This window comes from Halopiger thermotolerans, assembly GCF_054654555.1.
Window position 1 is genome coordinate 192769 of record NZ_BAAIEU010000003.1, and the last position, 15971, is coordinate 208739.

At 69.7% G+C, this 15971-nt stretch carries 12 protein-coding genes and 1 pseudogene; 7 read left to right on the forward strand and 6 right to left on the reverse strand.

The features are described from left to right. Positions 1–21: 21 nt before the first annotated feature. Together ACYQ26_RS06165 and ACYQ26_RS06170 are read right to left on the reverse strand one after the other, a co-directional pair. Positions 22–1287 (reverse strand): sulfatase-like hydrolase/transferase, encoded by a 1266-nt coding sequence (locus tag ACYQ26_RS06165; RefSeq protein ID WP_459807985.1) that lies wholly within the window; start codon positions 1285–1287, stop codon positions 22–24. A gap of 122 nt (positions 1288–1409) precedes the next feature. After that, positions 1410–2897 (reverse strand): glycosyltransferase family 1 protein, encoded by a 1488-nt coding sequence (locus tag ACYQ26_RS06170; protein ID WP_459807986.1) that lies wholly within the window; start codon positions 2895–2897, stop codon positions 1410–1412. Positions 2898–3062: 165 nt separating this feature from the next. Here ACYQ26_RS06170 and ACYQ26_RS06175 point away from each other — a divergent pair, with 165 nt between their 5' ends. The 3 genes from ACYQ26_RS06175 to ACYQ26_RS06185 all read left to right on the forward strand — a co-directional run bounded on the left by ACYQ26_RS06175 (position 3063) and on the right by ACYQ26_RS06185 (position 7097). Beyond that, on the forward strand, positions 3063–4547 hold the full coding sequence (locus tag ACYQ26_RS06175) for a sulfatase-like hydrolase/transferase (protein ID WP_459807987.1): 1485 nt from the start codon (positions 3063–3065) through the stop codon (positions 4545–4547). Positions 4548–4717: 170 nt separating this feature from the next. Continuing rightward, complete coding sequence (locus tag ACYQ26_RS06180; RefSeq protein WP_459807989.1) at positions 4718–5581, forward strand: hypothetical protein; 864 nt, start codon at positions 4718–4720, stop codon at positions 5579–5581. Between the two features lie 178 nt (positions 5582–5759). Continuing rightward, positions 5760–7097: a permease gene (locus ACYQ26_RS06185; protein WP_459807990.1), complete on the forward strand. Its 1338-nt coding sequence runs from the start codon at positions 5760–5762 to the stop codon at positions 7095–7097. A 164-nt stretch (positions 7098–7261) separates the two neighbouring features. Here the strand turns inward: ACYQ26_RS06185 and ACYQ26_RS06190 are convergent, their stop codons facing one another. From ACYQ26_RS06190 to ACYQ26_RS06205, 4 genes and pseudogenes are all read right to left on the reverse strand, one after another. Next, positions 7262–7615 carry a four-helix bundle copper-binding protein gene (locus ACYQ26_RS06190; RefSeq protein WP_459807991.1) on the reverse strand — a complete coding sequence of 118 codons (354 nt, stop codon included), beginning with the start codon at positions 7613–7615 and terminating at the stop codon, positions 7262–7264. 166 nt (positions 7616–7781) lie between these two features. Continuing rightward, positions 7782–7868, reverse strand: a pseudogene (locus tag ACYQ26_RS06195) (SHOCT domain-containing protein); the annotation flags it as partial. Further along, on the reverse strand, positions 7869–9890 hold the full coding sequence (locus ACYQ26_RS06200) for a copper-translocating P-type ATPase (protein ID WP_459808287.1): 2022 nt from the start codon (positions 9888–9890) through the stop codon (positions 7869–7871). A 308-nt stretch (positions 9891–10198) separates the two neighbouring features. Continuing rightward, positions 10199–11200, reverse strand: coding sequence for a potassium channel family protein (locus ACYQ26_RS06205; RefSeq protein WP_459807992.1), 1002 nt, complete (start codon positions 11198–11200; stop codon positions 10199–10201). 243 nt (positions 11201–11443) lie between these two features. Here ACYQ26_RS06205 and ACYQ26_RS06210 point away from each other — a divergent pair, with 243 nt between their 5' ends. The 4 genes from ACYQ26_RS06210 to ACYQ26_RS06225 all read left to right on the forward strand — a co-directional run bounded on the left by ACYQ26_RS06210 (position 11444) and on the right by ACYQ26_RS06225 (position 15795). Beyond that, complete coding sequence (locus ACYQ26_RS06210; RefSeq protein ID WP_459807993.1) at positions 11444–11722, forward strand: hypothetical protein; 279 nt, start codon at positions 11444–11446, stop codon at positions 11720–11722. Between the two features lie 64 nt (positions 11723–11786). Further along, on the forward strand, positions 11787–12779 hold the full coding sequence (locus tag ACYQ26_RS06215; RefSeq protein WP_459807994.1) for a glycosyltransferase family 2 protein: 993 nt from the start codon (positions 11787–11789) through the stop codon (positions 12777–12779). Beyond that, positions 12776–14443, forward strand: a complete 1668-nt coding sequence (locus ACYQ26_RS06220) for a sulfatase (RefSeq protein ID WP_459807995.1) — start codon at positions 12776–12778, stop codon at positions 14441–14443. The genes ACYQ26_RS06215 and ACYQ26_RS06220 overlap by 4 nt, the downstream gene beginning before the upstream one ends. Continuing rightward, positions 14440–15795, forward strand: coding sequence for a glycosyltransferase family 4 protein (locus ACYQ26_RS06225; protein ID WP_459807996.1), 1356 nt, complete (start codon positions 14440–14442; stop codon positions 15793–15795). Before ACYQ26_RS06220 ends, ACYQ26_RS06225 begins: the two co-directional genes overlap by 4 nt. Positions 15796–15971: the final 176 nt, after the last annotated feature.

Below are 15971 nucleotides of genomic sequence, written 5' to 3' on the forward strand. Positions count from 1 at the left end.
CGAACCCCTGTCCCGACCGAACTACCGGTACCCGAGGTCCTCGAGGCGCCGCTCGAGGGCTCGCCGCTCGCCCTGCTCGAGACCTCCGTCCTCGCCCCCGCCCGCTTCCTCCGTCGAATCCCCGTCCTCGGCGTCCTTCCTACTGTCCTCGAGGCCGGGGACGGCTCCCGAGAGCTTCTCGACCGCCGGGATCGACGCCGACTCGAGGGCGGTGCGGGCCTCCGCGTCGATCGACGCCGCCCCGGTCGTCGACCCGTCGCGTCGCCTGATCGCGGCCCCGTCCTCGGTCGTCACCCGCACCGCCCCGTTCGACTTCGAGACGACGGTGCGCCCCCCGAGGTCGGTGAGCGGGCGAGCGTGTGGCGGCTGATCGATCTCCCAGTCGTTAATCTCCGCGAGCGTCGGCAGCACGTCCGCGTTCTGGACGAGGTGATCGTAGGATTCCCCGCCGCGCTCGTTGCCCGGAAACTTCACCAGCAGCGGCACGCGAACGAGCGAATCGATCGGGTCGGCGTCCCACCGGTGGTTGTAGACGCCCCGTTCACCGAACGCTTCACCGTGATCCGACGCGATCACGATCGTCGCGTCCTCCCACCTGTCGGCCGTCCTAAGGTCGTCGAAGAAGGCCGCGAGCTGCCTGTCGAGAAAGCGGATCTGCTCCCCGTAGAAGCGCTCGAGAAAGGCGAGGTCCTCGGCGGTCGGCTCGCCGTCGACGTACCGCTCGTTCATCGCCAGGATCTCGGCGTTCGAATAGGGAGTCGAGTACTCCCGGTCGCGGACCTGCTGGGGTTTGAACTGGTAGTGGGGGTCGATGAAGTGCGCCCAGAAGAAGCCCCGCCGATCCGCCACGGCGTCTCGGAGCACCGCGCACACCTCGGCCGCCGAGTTCGGCGGCGGCGTCAGATCGGGCTCGTCGCCGGCGTCCCCTCGAGCGGCCGTCGCCGACTGCCCGTCGTCGAGGAGGTCCGGAACGCTATCGCTGAACGCGTCGAAGCCGCGGTCGTAGTCGCGGTCCGACCGCAGGTGCGGGTTGTTGCTCGCGGCCCACGTCGGGCCGTCGTACAGCTCCGCGAGCGTCGGCCGGTCGGGCGGGAGCGTGCCGTCGTCGACGACGTGGCGGCCGGTGAGGAGCGTCGGAACGGAAAGCGGCGTCGCCACGCCGTTGGCCAGGGCGCGCTCGAAGCGGACGAACTCGGTCTCGAACGTCTCCCAGCAGTTCGGAAACGTCCCCGGACCGACGTAATCCGCCCGCAAGGAGTCGATCGTCAGGAGCAGCAGCGCCGGCATACGACTCCGTCGACGGCTACCGCCAAATACGGCGCCTGTGAATACCCATGCCCATGCACCGGGCGGTCGCGGTGCTCGGTTCGGTTTCGACCGGAGATGGACGGGAATCTCGAGGTCGTCGCTCAGCCGTCCGGCCGCTCGCGGCGCTCGAACGCGGGCGTTCCCGGATCGCCGACGTCCCGCCAGCCGAGCGCCCGCAGCGCGTAGACGACGTCGGTCGCGGCGACCGTCTCACCGTCGCCGCCGGGGTCGTCCGCAACGGTAGTCGCCCGCTCGCGGACGGTATCCAGCGCGATGCGGTCGAAGTCGACGTCCTCGAGCGCGGTTTCGACGATCGAGACGATCGGTCGGTCGTCGGTTTCGTTCGTGCTCCCAGGGAATACCTCTCCGTCCGCGGACGCATCTCGGTACCGCGCCTCCTTGGCGTCGACGCGGCGCCGCAGATCCTCGTACGTCCGCTCGCCGACGCGTCCGGGGGCGCGGACGCGCTCGAGATGGGCCACGAGGTCCCGGTTGGCCGCGACCGCGTCGTCCCACCGCTCGACGGCCTCGGCCGCGAGCCCCTCTAGCTCCTCGAGCGGCGCGACCAGCGGGTGGTCCTCGGGGACGCAGTCGTACACCCACGGCTCCTCGCGGAGGAGCAGCACCTGGCCGTTGGCGGCCTGTTCGAACCACGTCCGCGCGAGCGTCTCGTACTCGCTGGCGCAGATCGCGAGGTCGCCGCGCTCGAGGGCACGTTCGTAGGTCTCGCGGTCGGCGTTCGGGTGGGCCTCGACCCACTCCCGGCTCGCGTACCGCACGGGGACGTCTTCGACGCTCGTCAGCACCGTCCGGACGCCGTACCGATCGTGAAGCGACGCGGCGATGTCGAAGACGGCGTCCGCGTGCTTTTTCTCCCAGAGCGAGCCCGCGACGTGGAGCCGTTGCGGCCGGTCGGCGTAGGACTCCTCGAACCGGTCGAAGCAGAGCGGACCGCCGATCTCGCGGCTGCGCTCGAGCGCGTCGTCGAGGATGTCGTCTTCGAGAAGTTCGTCGGCGCGTTCGCGGAACCGGCGCGCGTCGACGGGGGCGGTGAACCAGATGCCGTCGGCGAAGGCGGCCTCGCAGAGGGCCATCCGCCCCTGGTAGCGGTCCCGGTACGAGCAGTAGCGGTACTTCCGTGGGACCTGGAGGTCGTGGACGTTGGCGATCACGTCGAACGGCCGCACGCGGGCCGCCCACTGGTCGACGCGCTCGAGGAGCCACTTGACCAGCGTCCGGCGGCCGGCGCGGCGCCCGTCGACGACGGCGTCGAGATACGCGCCGCGGTCGTAGATCCCCTCCGCGATCGCGCGGAGTTCGGCCTCGCTGTAGCCGTCCTCGGTGAACGGCGCGGTCGGCTCGAGGGCGTCGCCGTAGGGCTCGGCCTCGAGCAGCGTCACCCGGTCGCGGTCGGCGCGGACGTCGGCCGCGGCGTAGTCGGCCCGCTCCCGCGGGGGCAGGAGCCAGTAGACGTGCATCGACGGGTCGCGCTCGAGCCAGTCGTCGACCCACGCGACGGCGTCGGAGACCGTCCCGTTGGCCGAGAGGTCGGTTCGCCGGTAGACTTCGGGGACGAGCAGGACGCGCATGGACGGACGTCGTCGGACCGTTCCGTCGGTGCGGGCAAAACGGTCGGGCCGGCAGAGGGAAGGCCGCCCACAGGCATCGACGCGGTCGGGCCTGAACGTGGGAGCGGCGCCGGGTTGCTCATTCACCCCGAAACGACATCACCGTCGTCGTCGTCGGTCCACCGCATGCTCGAGGCTGCGCTCGGATCGCGGACGCGGGATCGGGTGCGAACGTGGCGGGCCGATCGGGAGTTCCGTCGGCGAGTCGACGCTGATACGTCCGCCGGTGCGGCCGCCGAACTGGTCGACGACGCGCCCCAGCACGTCGTGGTGGTGGTCGTCGACGCGCTCCGGGCCGACGCGGTCGACAGTTCGACGACGCCCCACCTCGCCTCGATGCTAGGTACTGCGGCGGTGTCCCCGTCGACGTGGACGTTTCCGGCGGTCGCGTCGCTGCTCTCCGGTCGGTATCCCCACGACCACGGCGCGATCCGCCGCGTCGACGACTTCGAGCACTCGGTCGCCGATATGACTGGATTGCCGCCCCAGCCCCGGTCCGACTGTCGACTGCTCCCGGAACGGCTGGCCGAAGCGGGCTACCGGACCCGCGGCGTCTTCTCGATGATCGTCCCCTTCCTCGCGCTCTCGGGCCGCTTCGGGTCGCACGAGCTGTACCGGGACGCGTCGGCCGACCGCGTGCTGTCGAACCACCTCGAGTGGCTCGCCGACCGCCGCGACGAGCGGACGTTCTCCTACGTCCACCTCGGCGATCTCCACGAGCCCGTCGACCCGCCGGCGGACTACTGGGACGCCCGCGACGTCGACGAGACGATTCCCGACGTCCGGACGTGGCGGTTCGAGGACGTCGCCGACCCGTCCGCCTCGCCGACCGTCGAGCGCTACCGGACCCACCGCCGGCGCCTCTACCGGGCGGCCGCGGAGTACGTGGACAATCGCCTGTCGGCGTTTCGAACCCGCGCGGACGAACTGCTCCCCGAGACGCTGGTCGTCGTCTGCGGCGATCACGGCGAGGCGTTCTGGGAACACGCCGCCTTCGCCGCCGACCGGTTCGCCGATCCCCGGCCGGCCTACTGCGTCGGCCACGGCGGCGCGCCGTACGAAGCCGTGGCTCGCGTCCCGCTGTGCGTCGGCGGGACGAGCGCCGCGGCGGACCGAATTCGCGAGGGAGACGCGGCCCTCGAGTCCGCCTCGAACCGGCCCGATCCCGACGGCCGGCGCTCGCTGATCGACGTCGCGCCGACGGTCCTCGAGGCGGTCGGCCTCCCCGCTCCGTCGGGAGTCGCCGGCACGTCGCTGGCCGCGAGCGTCGAGGACCGCCGACTGCTCGTCGAGAGCGCCCGCTACGGCTACGAGAAGAAGGCGGTGTACGACGGCGATCGAAAGCTGCTCGTCTCGGCCGGCGACGGCGTCGTCGCCGGCTTTTCGCTCCCCGAGGAGACTCCGTGTACACTCGCGGACGACCGCGAGGCCGCGCTGCTCGAGGCGCTGCCGTCGTGGCCGGGCGCGCGATCGAAGCCGAGGGCGGACGCCGACGCGGCGGCCGAACCGGGCGACGGTCCGGCGCCGGACGGCGATTCCGCCGGCCGACCCGCCGAGCGGGAGGTTTCGCGGGACGTGCAGCGACGGCTGGATCGGCTCGGCTACCGCTGACTCGAGCGCGTCGCCGTCGGAGCGGCGTTCACATGACGGTGATGGTCATCGATTGCGAGCGGCTGCCGGACGAGCATTCAACCGTGTCCGGAGTGTACGTCCCCTCCAGACGGCGCTTGCGATCGAGTCCGCGACCGCGGCTCGACACGATCGACGAACGACGATCCACAATGTCATCACAGTCACACTCTCTCGAGGCGACCGACGACGATTCCAGTACCGCGCAGTCGACTACGACCCGAATCCGCTCGGTGCTCGAAGATCGCAGTCGAGACGGCTCGCTGGCGATGCTCGCCGGCGGGGCGACGCTTGCATCGGCGCTGACGAGAGTTCGGAAGACGAAGGGCCGCGCGACGGCGACGGTGCTGGCGCTGGCCGGCGCCGGACTGGTCGCGCTCGGCGCGCGCCAGCGAGGGACCGACCGCGGCGGGGACACCGTCGAAACCGGCGCCGACGCTCGCCGGGACGAAGACGGCGATAAGCGGGTCTCCGACGAGGCCTACGCCGAAGCCGAAGCGGATCTCGGCGCCCAGCGCAACGCCGACGAGTCGGCCAGCGTCTACCAGTCGGCATCGGTGTCGGAGACGGAGCCGAACCCGCGCGGGATGTCCGACAGGTCCGACGTCGACGCCGACGAGCAGGGGGACGAGGAGGGCGACCTCCGGTTCGTCGAGGGCGAACAGGCCGACCCCCACCGGGAGACCCACCTCGAGGACGAGACCGCCCACGACACGCGGCTGCATCCCGAGAGCGACGACGAACCCACCGAGATCGACCTCTCGGAGGCCGCGATGGCCGACGAAGCGAGCGAGGCGGCGGGACCCCATCCCGAACAGTCCTATCCGGCCCGCGAGGGGACCGATCCCGAGCCGACCTCGGCGAAGGCCCCCGAACGGACGGGCGAAGGCGCCGTCGCGCCCGCCGACTCGAGCGACGACGAGGACGACGGAGACGCCGACGCCGCCGGGGAGACCGAAGCGGACGACGCTGACGAGCAAGCGACGTCCGACGACCGCTCCGAGGACGGCGAGTAACGATCAGTGCCCCGCTCGAGAGGGGCCGTCCGGCGCCGCTCGCGACCGTCGCGGCCGGTCGCACTTTGCAAGCCGAAATCGGTCCGCCGCTTCGGTTGGGGAACGAAACCCTCGAGCCCTGTGTGCCGTCACATCGCTAGTCCCAACCCCGGTAAACGAGCGTCCCCTACTCTCACATATGGATCGAGAGGAGTACCCGATCCTGGTACTCGTCGCGATCGCGGTGGTCGGCATCGGCGTCGCCACGACGTCGAAACCGCTCGGACAGTTCTTCGTGCAAGGGACGCGCGAGTTTCTCACGACGACGGCCGCCATGGCGTGGATCACGTGGTGGGCGCTGGTCGTCGGCTTCGCCATCGCCGGCGGCGTCGAAGCGTGGACCTCGACGGAGGCCGTCTCGGACCTGCTCGAGGGCCACGGCCCGCGCGAGATCGGCTACGGGTCGCTGTTCGGATTCGTCTCGTCGTCGTGCTCCTACAGCGCCATCGCCACCGCGAAGAACCTCTTCAAGAAGGGGGCGTCGGCGGCGGCGTCGCTCGGCGCGTTCATGTTCGCGTCGACGAACCTCGTCATCGAGATCGGCGCCGTAATCGTGCTCCTGCTCGGGTGGCAGTTCTTGGCCGCGGACGTGATCGGCGGCTTCCTGCTGATCGGGCTGATGACGCTCGGCTTCGTCTACGTCATCCCCGACGATATCGTCGAGGGGGCGCGCGAGAACGTTCTCGAGGAGGGCGAGCCGACCGCGCAGGACCCCGTCTGCGGGATGGAGGTGAACCCCGAGGAGACCGACTACTCGACCGAGGTCGACGGCCAGACGTACTACTTCTGCTCGCAGTCGTGCATGGAGAGCTTCGACCCCGAGGAAGCGAACACGACGATCCGCGAACAGGCGACCTCGCTGTCGGGGTGGAAGGCGCTGGCCGACAAGCAGTGGAAGGAGTGGGGGATGCTCTGGGACGAGATCGCCATCGGGTTCGTGTTCGCGGGGCTCATCTCCGGGTTCATCCCCCGCAGCGTCTGGACGTCGATCTTCTCCGGGCCGATCCTCGGGATGCCCACGTACGTCGTCTGGACGTCCGCGCTCGGCGCGATCATCGGCGTCGCGACGTTCGTCTGCTCGGTCGGCAACGTTCCCTTCGCGGCCGTCCTCTTTACGAACGGACTGCCGTTCGGGAGCGTCCTCTCCTACATCTACGCGGATCTGATCGTCCCGCCGATCGTCGACGCCTACCGCGAGTACTACGGGACGACGTTCGCCGCCGTCCTCTCGGGAATGATCTTCGTCTCCGCCGTCGTCGTCGGCGTCGTCGTCCACTTCCTGTTTGCGGGGCTGGGGCTGATCCCTCCGCGTTCGAGCGCGACCGTCGCCGAGGTCTCGATCGAACTGAACTACAAACTCGTGCTGAACGTGCTGGCCACCGCGCTGTTCGCCGTCCTCTACTGGCTCCACCGCTCGAGTTCCTCGAGTTCGGAGAGCGGCGGCGAACAGCAGACGCACGCGCAGCCGTCCGACTGATCGTCGAGCGGTAGATTCAGTCGGGCCCCGTAACGACGCGGGCGCTGCCCGACTCCCGATCGCGGTAGCCGTTCGAACTGCGGAGAAAAAAGCGGCGTCCGACTGCGGCGATCGGCGGATCTCGAGCCGCTGCGAGCCGACTGGCGCCGATCGGTCTCGATCCGTTAGGCTGACATCATGTTGCGACAGGACTCGGCGCACTCCTGGAGCACGTCGGCACAGACCTGGCAGTGCTCGGCGTCGTGGCGTTCGCACTCCTCGGCGCACTCCTCGCAGGCGCCGGCGCAGGCCTCGGCGAGTTCCGCGCTGTAGTTCGAGTTCCGGGCCATGAACCGGGCGTGCATCGTCGTCAGGTCGGCGACGTCGCGACAGAGGCGAAGACACTCGGCCATCTCCTCGCCCTCGCCGGCGCACTCGTCGGCGCACCACTCGCAGGCCTGAGCGGCCTCGAAGCAGTTGTCGATACACTCCTGCATCTCCTCGTTCTCGCTCACGTGGTCGATCTGTTCCAGTGCCATTGCGTTCGAGACCGACCACGTCCGTCGGGGTAAAACGGCGGCTAACATGCGCAACCTCGTCGCAAATCCGTCAGTACCGTCGTCAGAGGGGCGACCGAAAACCCGCTCGCAAGCCGATTAGGGTGACGAAATAACCGCGACCTCGTCGGTCGACTTTCGCTGTGCGCTACTCGTCGGACCGGAGCCGCGCCCGTCGCTCCTCGAACTCCTCGTCGGTGAGTTGCCGTGCGTACGCCAGCCGAAGTTCCTCGAGTCAGTCGGCCGGCCGTGCCTCAGTCGAGGGCGATACATCGGGCAGGTTCGGCACCGAGAGGTCGACCCGGCGGAGCAGTTGGGCGTTGATCGCCACGATGACCGTACTCAGGGACATCAACAGCGCGCCGACCGCCGGCGAAAGCAGGATGCCGAACGGTGCGAGGACGCCAGCCGCCAGCGGGATCGCGAAGACGTTGTAGCCGGCCGCCCAGACGATGTTCTCCTGCATCTTCCGGTAGCTCTTCCGGCTCAGCGTCACGAGGCGGACGACGTCCACCGGGTCGTTCTGGACGAGGATCACGTCCGCCGACTGGACGGCCACGTCCGTTCCGCTGCCGATAGCGATGCCCACGTCCGCGCGGGTCAGCGCCGGCGCGTCGTTCACGCCGTCGCCGACCATCGCCACGCGTTTTCCCTGTTCCTGCAACTCGACGATCTTCTTGTCCTTGTCCTCCGGCAGCACCTCCGCGAACACCGTGTCGATACCGAGTTCGTCGGCCACCGACTCGGCCACGTCCCGCGAGTCGCCAGTCAGCATCGCCACCTCGATCCCGAGGTCGTGCAGCGCTTCGACGACCCGATGGCTCGAGTCGCGGATCACGTCGGCCATCGCGATCGCGGCGATCGGATCTCCACCGCGGATGACGTAGACTACTGTCTCCCCACGCTCGCCGGCCGCATCTGTGAACCGTCGCAGCCTCGAGGGAACGTCGCTCTCGAGTTCGAGGTGGGTGAGGAGGTTCGGACCGCCGACGTAGACGTCCGCCCCGTCGACGCGAGCGCGCACACCTCGGCCCTTCATCGCCTCGAAGCCCGCGGCGTCGGGAGCGTCGATTCCGCGCTCGTCCGCCTCGCGGCCGATGGCGTGGGCGATCATATGTTCGGAGTCCCCTTCGACCGCGGCGGCCAGCGTCAGCGCCTCGTCCGCGTCGACTCCCTCGACCGTCGCCACGTCCACCACGCCGTGTTCGCCCTCCGTGAGCGTCCCCGTCTTGTCGAAGACGATCGTCTCGAGGTTGCGCGCTTCCTCCATCGCGATTCGGTCGCGAACCAGCATCCCGTTGCTGGCGGCCAGCGAGGTGTTGATCGCGACCACGAGCGGGATCGCGAGTCCCAGCGCGTGCGGACAGGCGATCACGAGGACGGTGACGACCCGCTCGATCACGGTCGCGTCGAACGAGGTCGCGACCGTCCACGCGACGGCGGTCACGGCCGCCGCGCCGACGGCGACGTAGAACAGCCAGCCCGCGGCGCGGTCGGCGAGCACCTGCGTCTCCGATTTCCCTTCCTGTGCCTCCTCGACCAGCCGCATGATCCCCGCGAGCGTCGTCTCCTCGCCCGTCGCTTCGATGCGCACGCGGAGGCTCCCGTCGCCGTTGATCGTCCCGCCGATCACCTCGTCGCCCGGCGCCTTCGAGACGGGCATCGACTCGCCGGTGATCATCGATTCGTTCACGTCCGACTCTCCCGTCTCGACGACGCCGTCGGCGGGCACGCTCGCGCCGGGGCGAACGAGGACGAGATCACCTTCGGAGAGGTCGCTCACCGGCACTTCCTCCGTGTCGCCGTTCTCGGTGATCCGTTCGGCGGTGTCGGGCATGAGCCTCGCCAGTTCGTCGAGCGCGCTCTGGGCCCGCCGGACCGAGCGCATCTCGATCCAGTGACCGAGCAGCATGATGTCGATCAGCGTCACCAGTTCCCAGAAGAACGCCGACTCGGTCGGCAGGACGACGCTCGCGAGGCTGTAGACGAACGCGACCGTGATCGCCATCGAGATGAGCGTCATCATGCCCGGCGAGCGCTTCCGCAGTTCGGGGACGGCCATCCGGAGAAACGGCACGCCGCCGTACGCGAAGACGACGACTGCGAAGACCGGATTGATCCACTCGCTTCCGGGAAACGCCGGGACGGAAAACCCGAGCCAATCCTGCAGCATCTCGCTGTAGAGGAGGACCGGAATCGACAGCAGCGTCGAGACGAAAAAGCGTCGGCGGAACATCTGTTCGTGGCCTTCGTGCATGCCGCCGTGGTCGTCGTGATCGCTGTCGCCGTGATCCCCACCGTCGTGGTCACCGCTCCCGTGCCGCCTACCCGTTTCGTCCTGATCCGTCTCGGACTCGTGTCGATCCGCGATCGCACGTTCGGCCTCGCCGGCGTTCGTCGCCTCGGTCTCGAGCATCGACCGTTCCACTCGCGGCTCCTCGTCGTCGGACGCCGCCTCCTGATTCGGTCGAGCGTTCCGGCCGTTCGCGCGGTCGCGGTCGTCCATGGTTCTCGTCCGGTACGGTCCCCGACGTGATGGATGTGTGCCCTTCGTCAGAAACGGGATTACGCGCTCTCGTCTGCCGGCCACTCGCGGACGTCGGACTCGACGAGGGCGAGCAGCGTCCGCCGGCGTTCGTCCAAGCCCGCGACCGCCGCCTCGAACTCCCGGTCGGGGACGGTCGGTATATCCGCGTCGCGAAGCCGTTCCAGATCGGGATCGGGCGGGCGGTCGGACGCTGGCTCGATGAACGCACGCTCGAGCGTCAGGATGTAACTCTCGACGCTCGAGCGCGCGTTCGTGACGACGAGCGCGCTCGGTCGGGCCCGTTCCGGAACGCCGAACCTGTAGAGGGTCAGCGCATCGTCGAAGAGCGCGATGCTCCTCGTCGGCGCTTGAGTTGCCTGTTTGCTGTGAAAGTAGTGGAGGATCGGGTACGCCTTGTGGTTCGCGGTGAGCGTCTCCAACTGCGATGCAAGTGCGCGAACGGTCACGTCGACCCCCTGAAACGCCGTTCCGTTCCAACTCGTCCGGACGATTTCGGACCCTCGCGAACCGAGGGCGCTCACGCTGCTGGCGAACGACCGTTTCTGGGTGACCGCTCCGAGGACGGAGAGCACGTAGGTGACGCTCAGCGTAATAAAGAGCATTCCGGTCGCGGTGGCGAGCGTGGTTATGAGCTGCCAGAGATCGCCACGGGGAACGAAATCGCCGTTTCCGAGGGTGAAAATCGTGTATCCGGTGAAGTAGAGCAGTTCGGACCAGCCGATCGCTCGAGTGCCAAGCGTATCGATGAGCGCTCCCCTGGCGCTGGCGAAGAGAAACGTCCACCCGATCCAGAGGAACGCGATCCACGCGGAGAGCTGGAAGACGAGAACGAGCGGTCCCGAGAGGCTCAGTATTCGATCGTTCTGGGACCCTACCCATCGAACGAGCCGCCACGTCCACGCCATCACCCGCGACGTCAGCGGGCCGGCACCGCCTTCGACCCAGAGCGTCGTCCACAGCAGGTCGACGACTGTAACGGCGAGTAGGACCACGCCGAGACCGAGGTAGAGCGGGTTCACGCGCCGTCCTCCTCGACGACGGCGCCGGTTCGTCGGGCCGAGATGCGTCCACTCGAATCGATGCGGGCGGTACCGGCCGGGACAGTCGCGTTCGGGCGTCCCATCTTTCGTTCGACTTCGGCCGCGACGCCAAAATGCTCCGTGGTGGGATGGACCAGGTATCGACGGCCGCTACGACCGGCCGGAATATGCTCGCTACACCACTATGTGGCCGATCGATGTGGACCCGAACGGTGATCTCCGGTGGCCGACGACGACAGCGACAGTCAGGCAACGACAGACCACGAAACCATTCGCGAATGGGCCGAGGAACACGGCGGACAGCCGGCGCGAGTCGAGGGAACGGGCGGCGGCGACGACGGTGACGGCGGTCTCCTCCGCATCGACTTCGGCGACGAGGACGAGAACCTCGAGGAGATCTCCTGGGACGAGTTCTTCGAGGAGTTCGAGGACAGCGATCTCGCGCTCGTCTACGAGGAGGACAGTCGCTTCTCGAAGCTCGTCGACCGGGACTCGGTATGACGTGGGACGGCCTCGGAACGCCTTTTTTCGACGGCTGTCGGCGTCGCCGAACGGAGGGGAAACCGTGACGCCGTCTGCCGACGATCCCGCGGTGAGCGTCGTGCTCCCGACGTACAACCGCGCGTCGGTCCTCTCGGGGGCGATCGAGAGCGTCCTCGAGCAAACCTACGACGACCTCGAGTTGCTCGTGATCGACGGCGGCTCGACTGACGGAACGCGGGCGGTCGTCGACCGAATCGACGATCCGCGCCTCGAGTACGTTCGACGGGACCGGCCCGAGGGCGTCAGCGCCGCGCGCAACCGCGGTATCGAGCGCTCGAGCGGCGACCTTGTCGCGTTCGTCGACTCCGACGATCGCTGGCGGCCGACGGCCCTCGAGCGACGGGCGGCGGCCCTCCGGGACGCCCCCGCCGACTACGGCGTCGCCTACTGCGGCATCGAGAAGCGCGAGGGCGAGCCGATCACCCGATCGGGTGCCTCCGGCGACGTCCGGTCGGAACTGCGCCACCTCGCCGTTCCGACTTACACGTCGACGCTCGTCGCCGAGCGCGAGGCGCTCGAGGCGGTCGACGGGTTCGACGAGGCGCTGCCCTGCTTCGAGGACTGGGACCTCTGCATGCGGCTGGCCCGGACGCGGCGGTTCGCGTACGTCGACGAGCCGCTCGTCGTGAAGGGGGAGCCCGGCGACAACGTTTCCGCCGACCCCGAGTGCCTGGTGACGGCGATCGAGCGCCTCGAGGCGAAGTACGATCTCCCGCGGGACACGCGGGCGCGGCTGCTCGCGGATGCCGGCGCGACCCACTGCGAAGCGGGTCGGGTCGCGGAAGGCCGCCCGTACCTCGAGCGGGCGATCCGCCTCGATCCGACGCGGGGGAACGCCGTGGCGGCGTACCTCCTCTCGCTGACCGGCTCCGAGACGGCGTACGACGTCGGCATGGGTGTCCTCTACGCGGTCCAGCAGCGACTCGAGCGCGCGCTCGTCCGCGCCGATCGGGCGGTTCGCTCCGGCGGCGTCGACGGCGGCAGCGGTGCCAGCGGAGGTGAGGCGAGCGGATGACCGCGACCGGGCCGACCGACGCGAGCGAGGCGGACCGATCGCGGCCAAACGTCCTCCTGCTCGTCGTCGACGCCTGCCGCGCGGACGCCCTCGAGCCCTACGGCGGACGCGTCTTCGGCGGAGACGATTCTCGGAACGAGACGACCGTCGAGACGCCCGCCGCGGCGCGGCTGGCCGAGGAGGGCACGCTGTTTCGGCGCGCGATCGCGCCCGCGCCGTGGACGCTGCCCAGCGTGACCAGTCTCCTCTCCGGGCGCGACGCACACGAGCACGGCGCGACGTCGCGGAACTTCGAGTACGACGGGCCGACGCTCCAGCGGGAGCTGTCCGCGGCGGGCTACCGCACGATCCACCTCTCGCCGAAGACGTGGATCGGCGACTGGCTCCCGCAGGGGGCGGGGTTCGACCGCGTCGACGAGTTCACCGGCCCCCGCCACCGCCACTTCGACGGCGGCCGCGACGTGCGCGACCTCTCACGGGGCGTCGCCCGCGGTCCCGAGTGGTACGCGACGGTGGTCCGGCGCGCGCTCGAGTCGGACGCGCCGCTGCGCAGCCTCGGCAACGCCGCGGCGTTCAAACTCGCCGAGGCGACCGGCGACGCCTGGCTCGACGACGTCCGCGCGAGCGAACGCGCCGCGCGACTCGCCGACGAGCGGTTCGCCGAGGCGGCCGACGGCGACGACGACCGGCCGTTCTTCGCGTACGTCCACCTCATGGACCCGCACCTCCCGTTTTACGTCCCCGAGCCGTTCCGGACCGACGCGGTCCGGCCGCCCGGCTGCGACGACTACGAGGACGAACTCGAGTACGTAGGGTCGCTGATGGACGACATCTGGGCGATTCGAACCGGCGACCGCGTCCTCACCGCCGACGAGCGGACCTACCTCCGGACGCGGTACGCCGACGAGGTGCGGTACGCCGACCGCGTGATCGGCGCGATCGTCGAGCGCCTCGAGCACTACGGGCTCGCCGACGAGACGCTGGTCGCGCTCACGGGGGACCACGGGGAGCACCTCGCCGAGTCGGTCGCCGACCGTACCGCCGGTACTCGCGGCACCGGAAGCACCGGCGACAGCGGCAGCGAGCGAACGCTGCTCGACCATCAGGCCTCGATCCGCCTACCGGTGCTCCGGGTCCCTCTCGTCGTGCGCTACCCCGGCGTCTTCGAGGACGACGACCGCGACGACCTCGTGCAACCGCACTACCTCGCCGAGACCGTACGCGCGCTCGCCGGCCTCGAGCACGAGCCGTCTCGGTCGCTGCTCCCCGCCGACGAGCCGCGAGCGGTCGCCCGCGCGTCGTACGAGGGGGTCGTCCGGTCCCACCCGCCGGACGGCGTTCCGACGGTCGACCTCTTTCGACCGCGCCGGAGCGCGATCCTCGGCGAGTGGAAACTCGACCTGCTCGGCGCCGCTCCCGGCGGCGACCGCGAACCCGAGTACCGCGCCCGACGGATCGACTGGGAGGGGAACGAAGCCGAGCCGGTCTCTCTCGAGGACGTGCCCGACGACGTTCGAACGCGCCTCGAGGAGACGCTCGAGGAGATCGACGACGGCGAGGGTCGTGGTCTCGGCACGGCCGACGGAACCGACGCGGACGCGGCCGGCCAGCGCGAGATGCCGGCCGCCGTCGAAGACCGGCTCTCCGAACTCGGATACCGATGACCGGGATCGACGACGTGCGCATCTGTCTGCTTTCGGACGGCTATCCGCCGTGGGACCGCGGCGGCGCGCAGCGGATCGCCGCGCAGCTCGCGGAGGGCTACGCCGAGCGCGGCCGCGAGACCCACGTCGTGACGACCGTCACCGACCGCGCGGACGTCGGCCGCTCGGTCGAGAACGGCGTCGTCGTCCACCGGCTCTGGACGCCCCGCCCCCGCCGACTCCTGCCGTACCTGACCGTCCGAAACCCGTTGATCGAACGCTCGCTCCCGGACGTCATCGCGGCTATCGCTCCCGACGTCGTCCACGCGCACAACGCGCACTACCTCTCGAACGCGAGCCTGCGGATCGTCGACGAGCGCGGCGTCCCGCTCGTCAAGACGTTCCACGACGCCGGCACCGTCTCCTACGGCGAACTCACGGTCGTCGCGGAGCGCGCGCCGCCGCTGTCGGCCGACGCCGATAGCGCCGCGATTCCGGCGTCCGCGTACCGCGTCTCCCCACGCCAGCAGTTTCGCGAGCAGGGCCTTCGGTACTTTCCGCCGCGGACCGAGGCGAACCGGCGGTGCATCGCCGAGCGCGTCGACGTCGGCGTCGCGGTGAGCGAGCGCCTTCGGCGCGGTCTCGCCGTCAACGGCGTCGAGTGCGACCGGGTCGTTCGCAACGGGATCGACGCCTCGAGGTTCGAGCCGCCGGACCCTGCGGCGCCGGCCCCGACCGAATTCCGGCGCCGCCACGGGCTCGGCGACGCCCCGTTCGTCCTGTTCGGCGGCCGGACGAGCTACGAGAAGGGGGCGGCCCACCTCGCGGCCGCGTTCGCTCGCCTCGTCGACGACGGTATCGACGCGCGACTCCTCGTCACCGGGGACGACGACTACGTCGACCGGATGCGGGAGTTCGCCGGCCCGGCCGCCGACCGCATCGTCGCGACCGGCTGGATCGACCGCCCGGCGCTCCGGACGGCGTTCCGGTCGGCCCGCGTCGTCGCCTCGCCGTCGGTCCACCTCGATCCGTTCCCGACGGTCAACCTCGAGGCGTTCGCCGCCGGAACGCCGGTCGTCACGACCGCCTTCGGCGGCGCGTCGGAACTGGTCGCCGACGGCGTCGACGGTCGCGTCGTCGATCCGCGCGACGTGTCGGCGCTGTCCGCCGCGCTCGAATCGTTCCTGACCGATGCCGAGCGTGCGGCCGCGTTCGGCGACGCGGGACGGATGAAGGTGCGCGATCGGTTCACCGTCTCGCAGCAGGTCGATCGGTACCTCGCGATACTGGAGGCCGCTCGAACCGGGACGCGCCCGCCGGCCTCGGACGACCGGTCGGACATTCGTTCACACCTGTCGTTATCGAATACTTGAGTCGGTATCACCTATTTACTGCCTCGCGTAGTGATCCCGTACATGGCGTTCGTTTCGACGTCTCCGTCGACGGAGCAAATCGGTCGATTCGGACCCGCGCCAGATCGACGAAGGGCTGCGGCGGCCGCTTCGCCGTACCGACCTCGGACGTCCGTCGGTTCCGTCCCCGTTTCCGT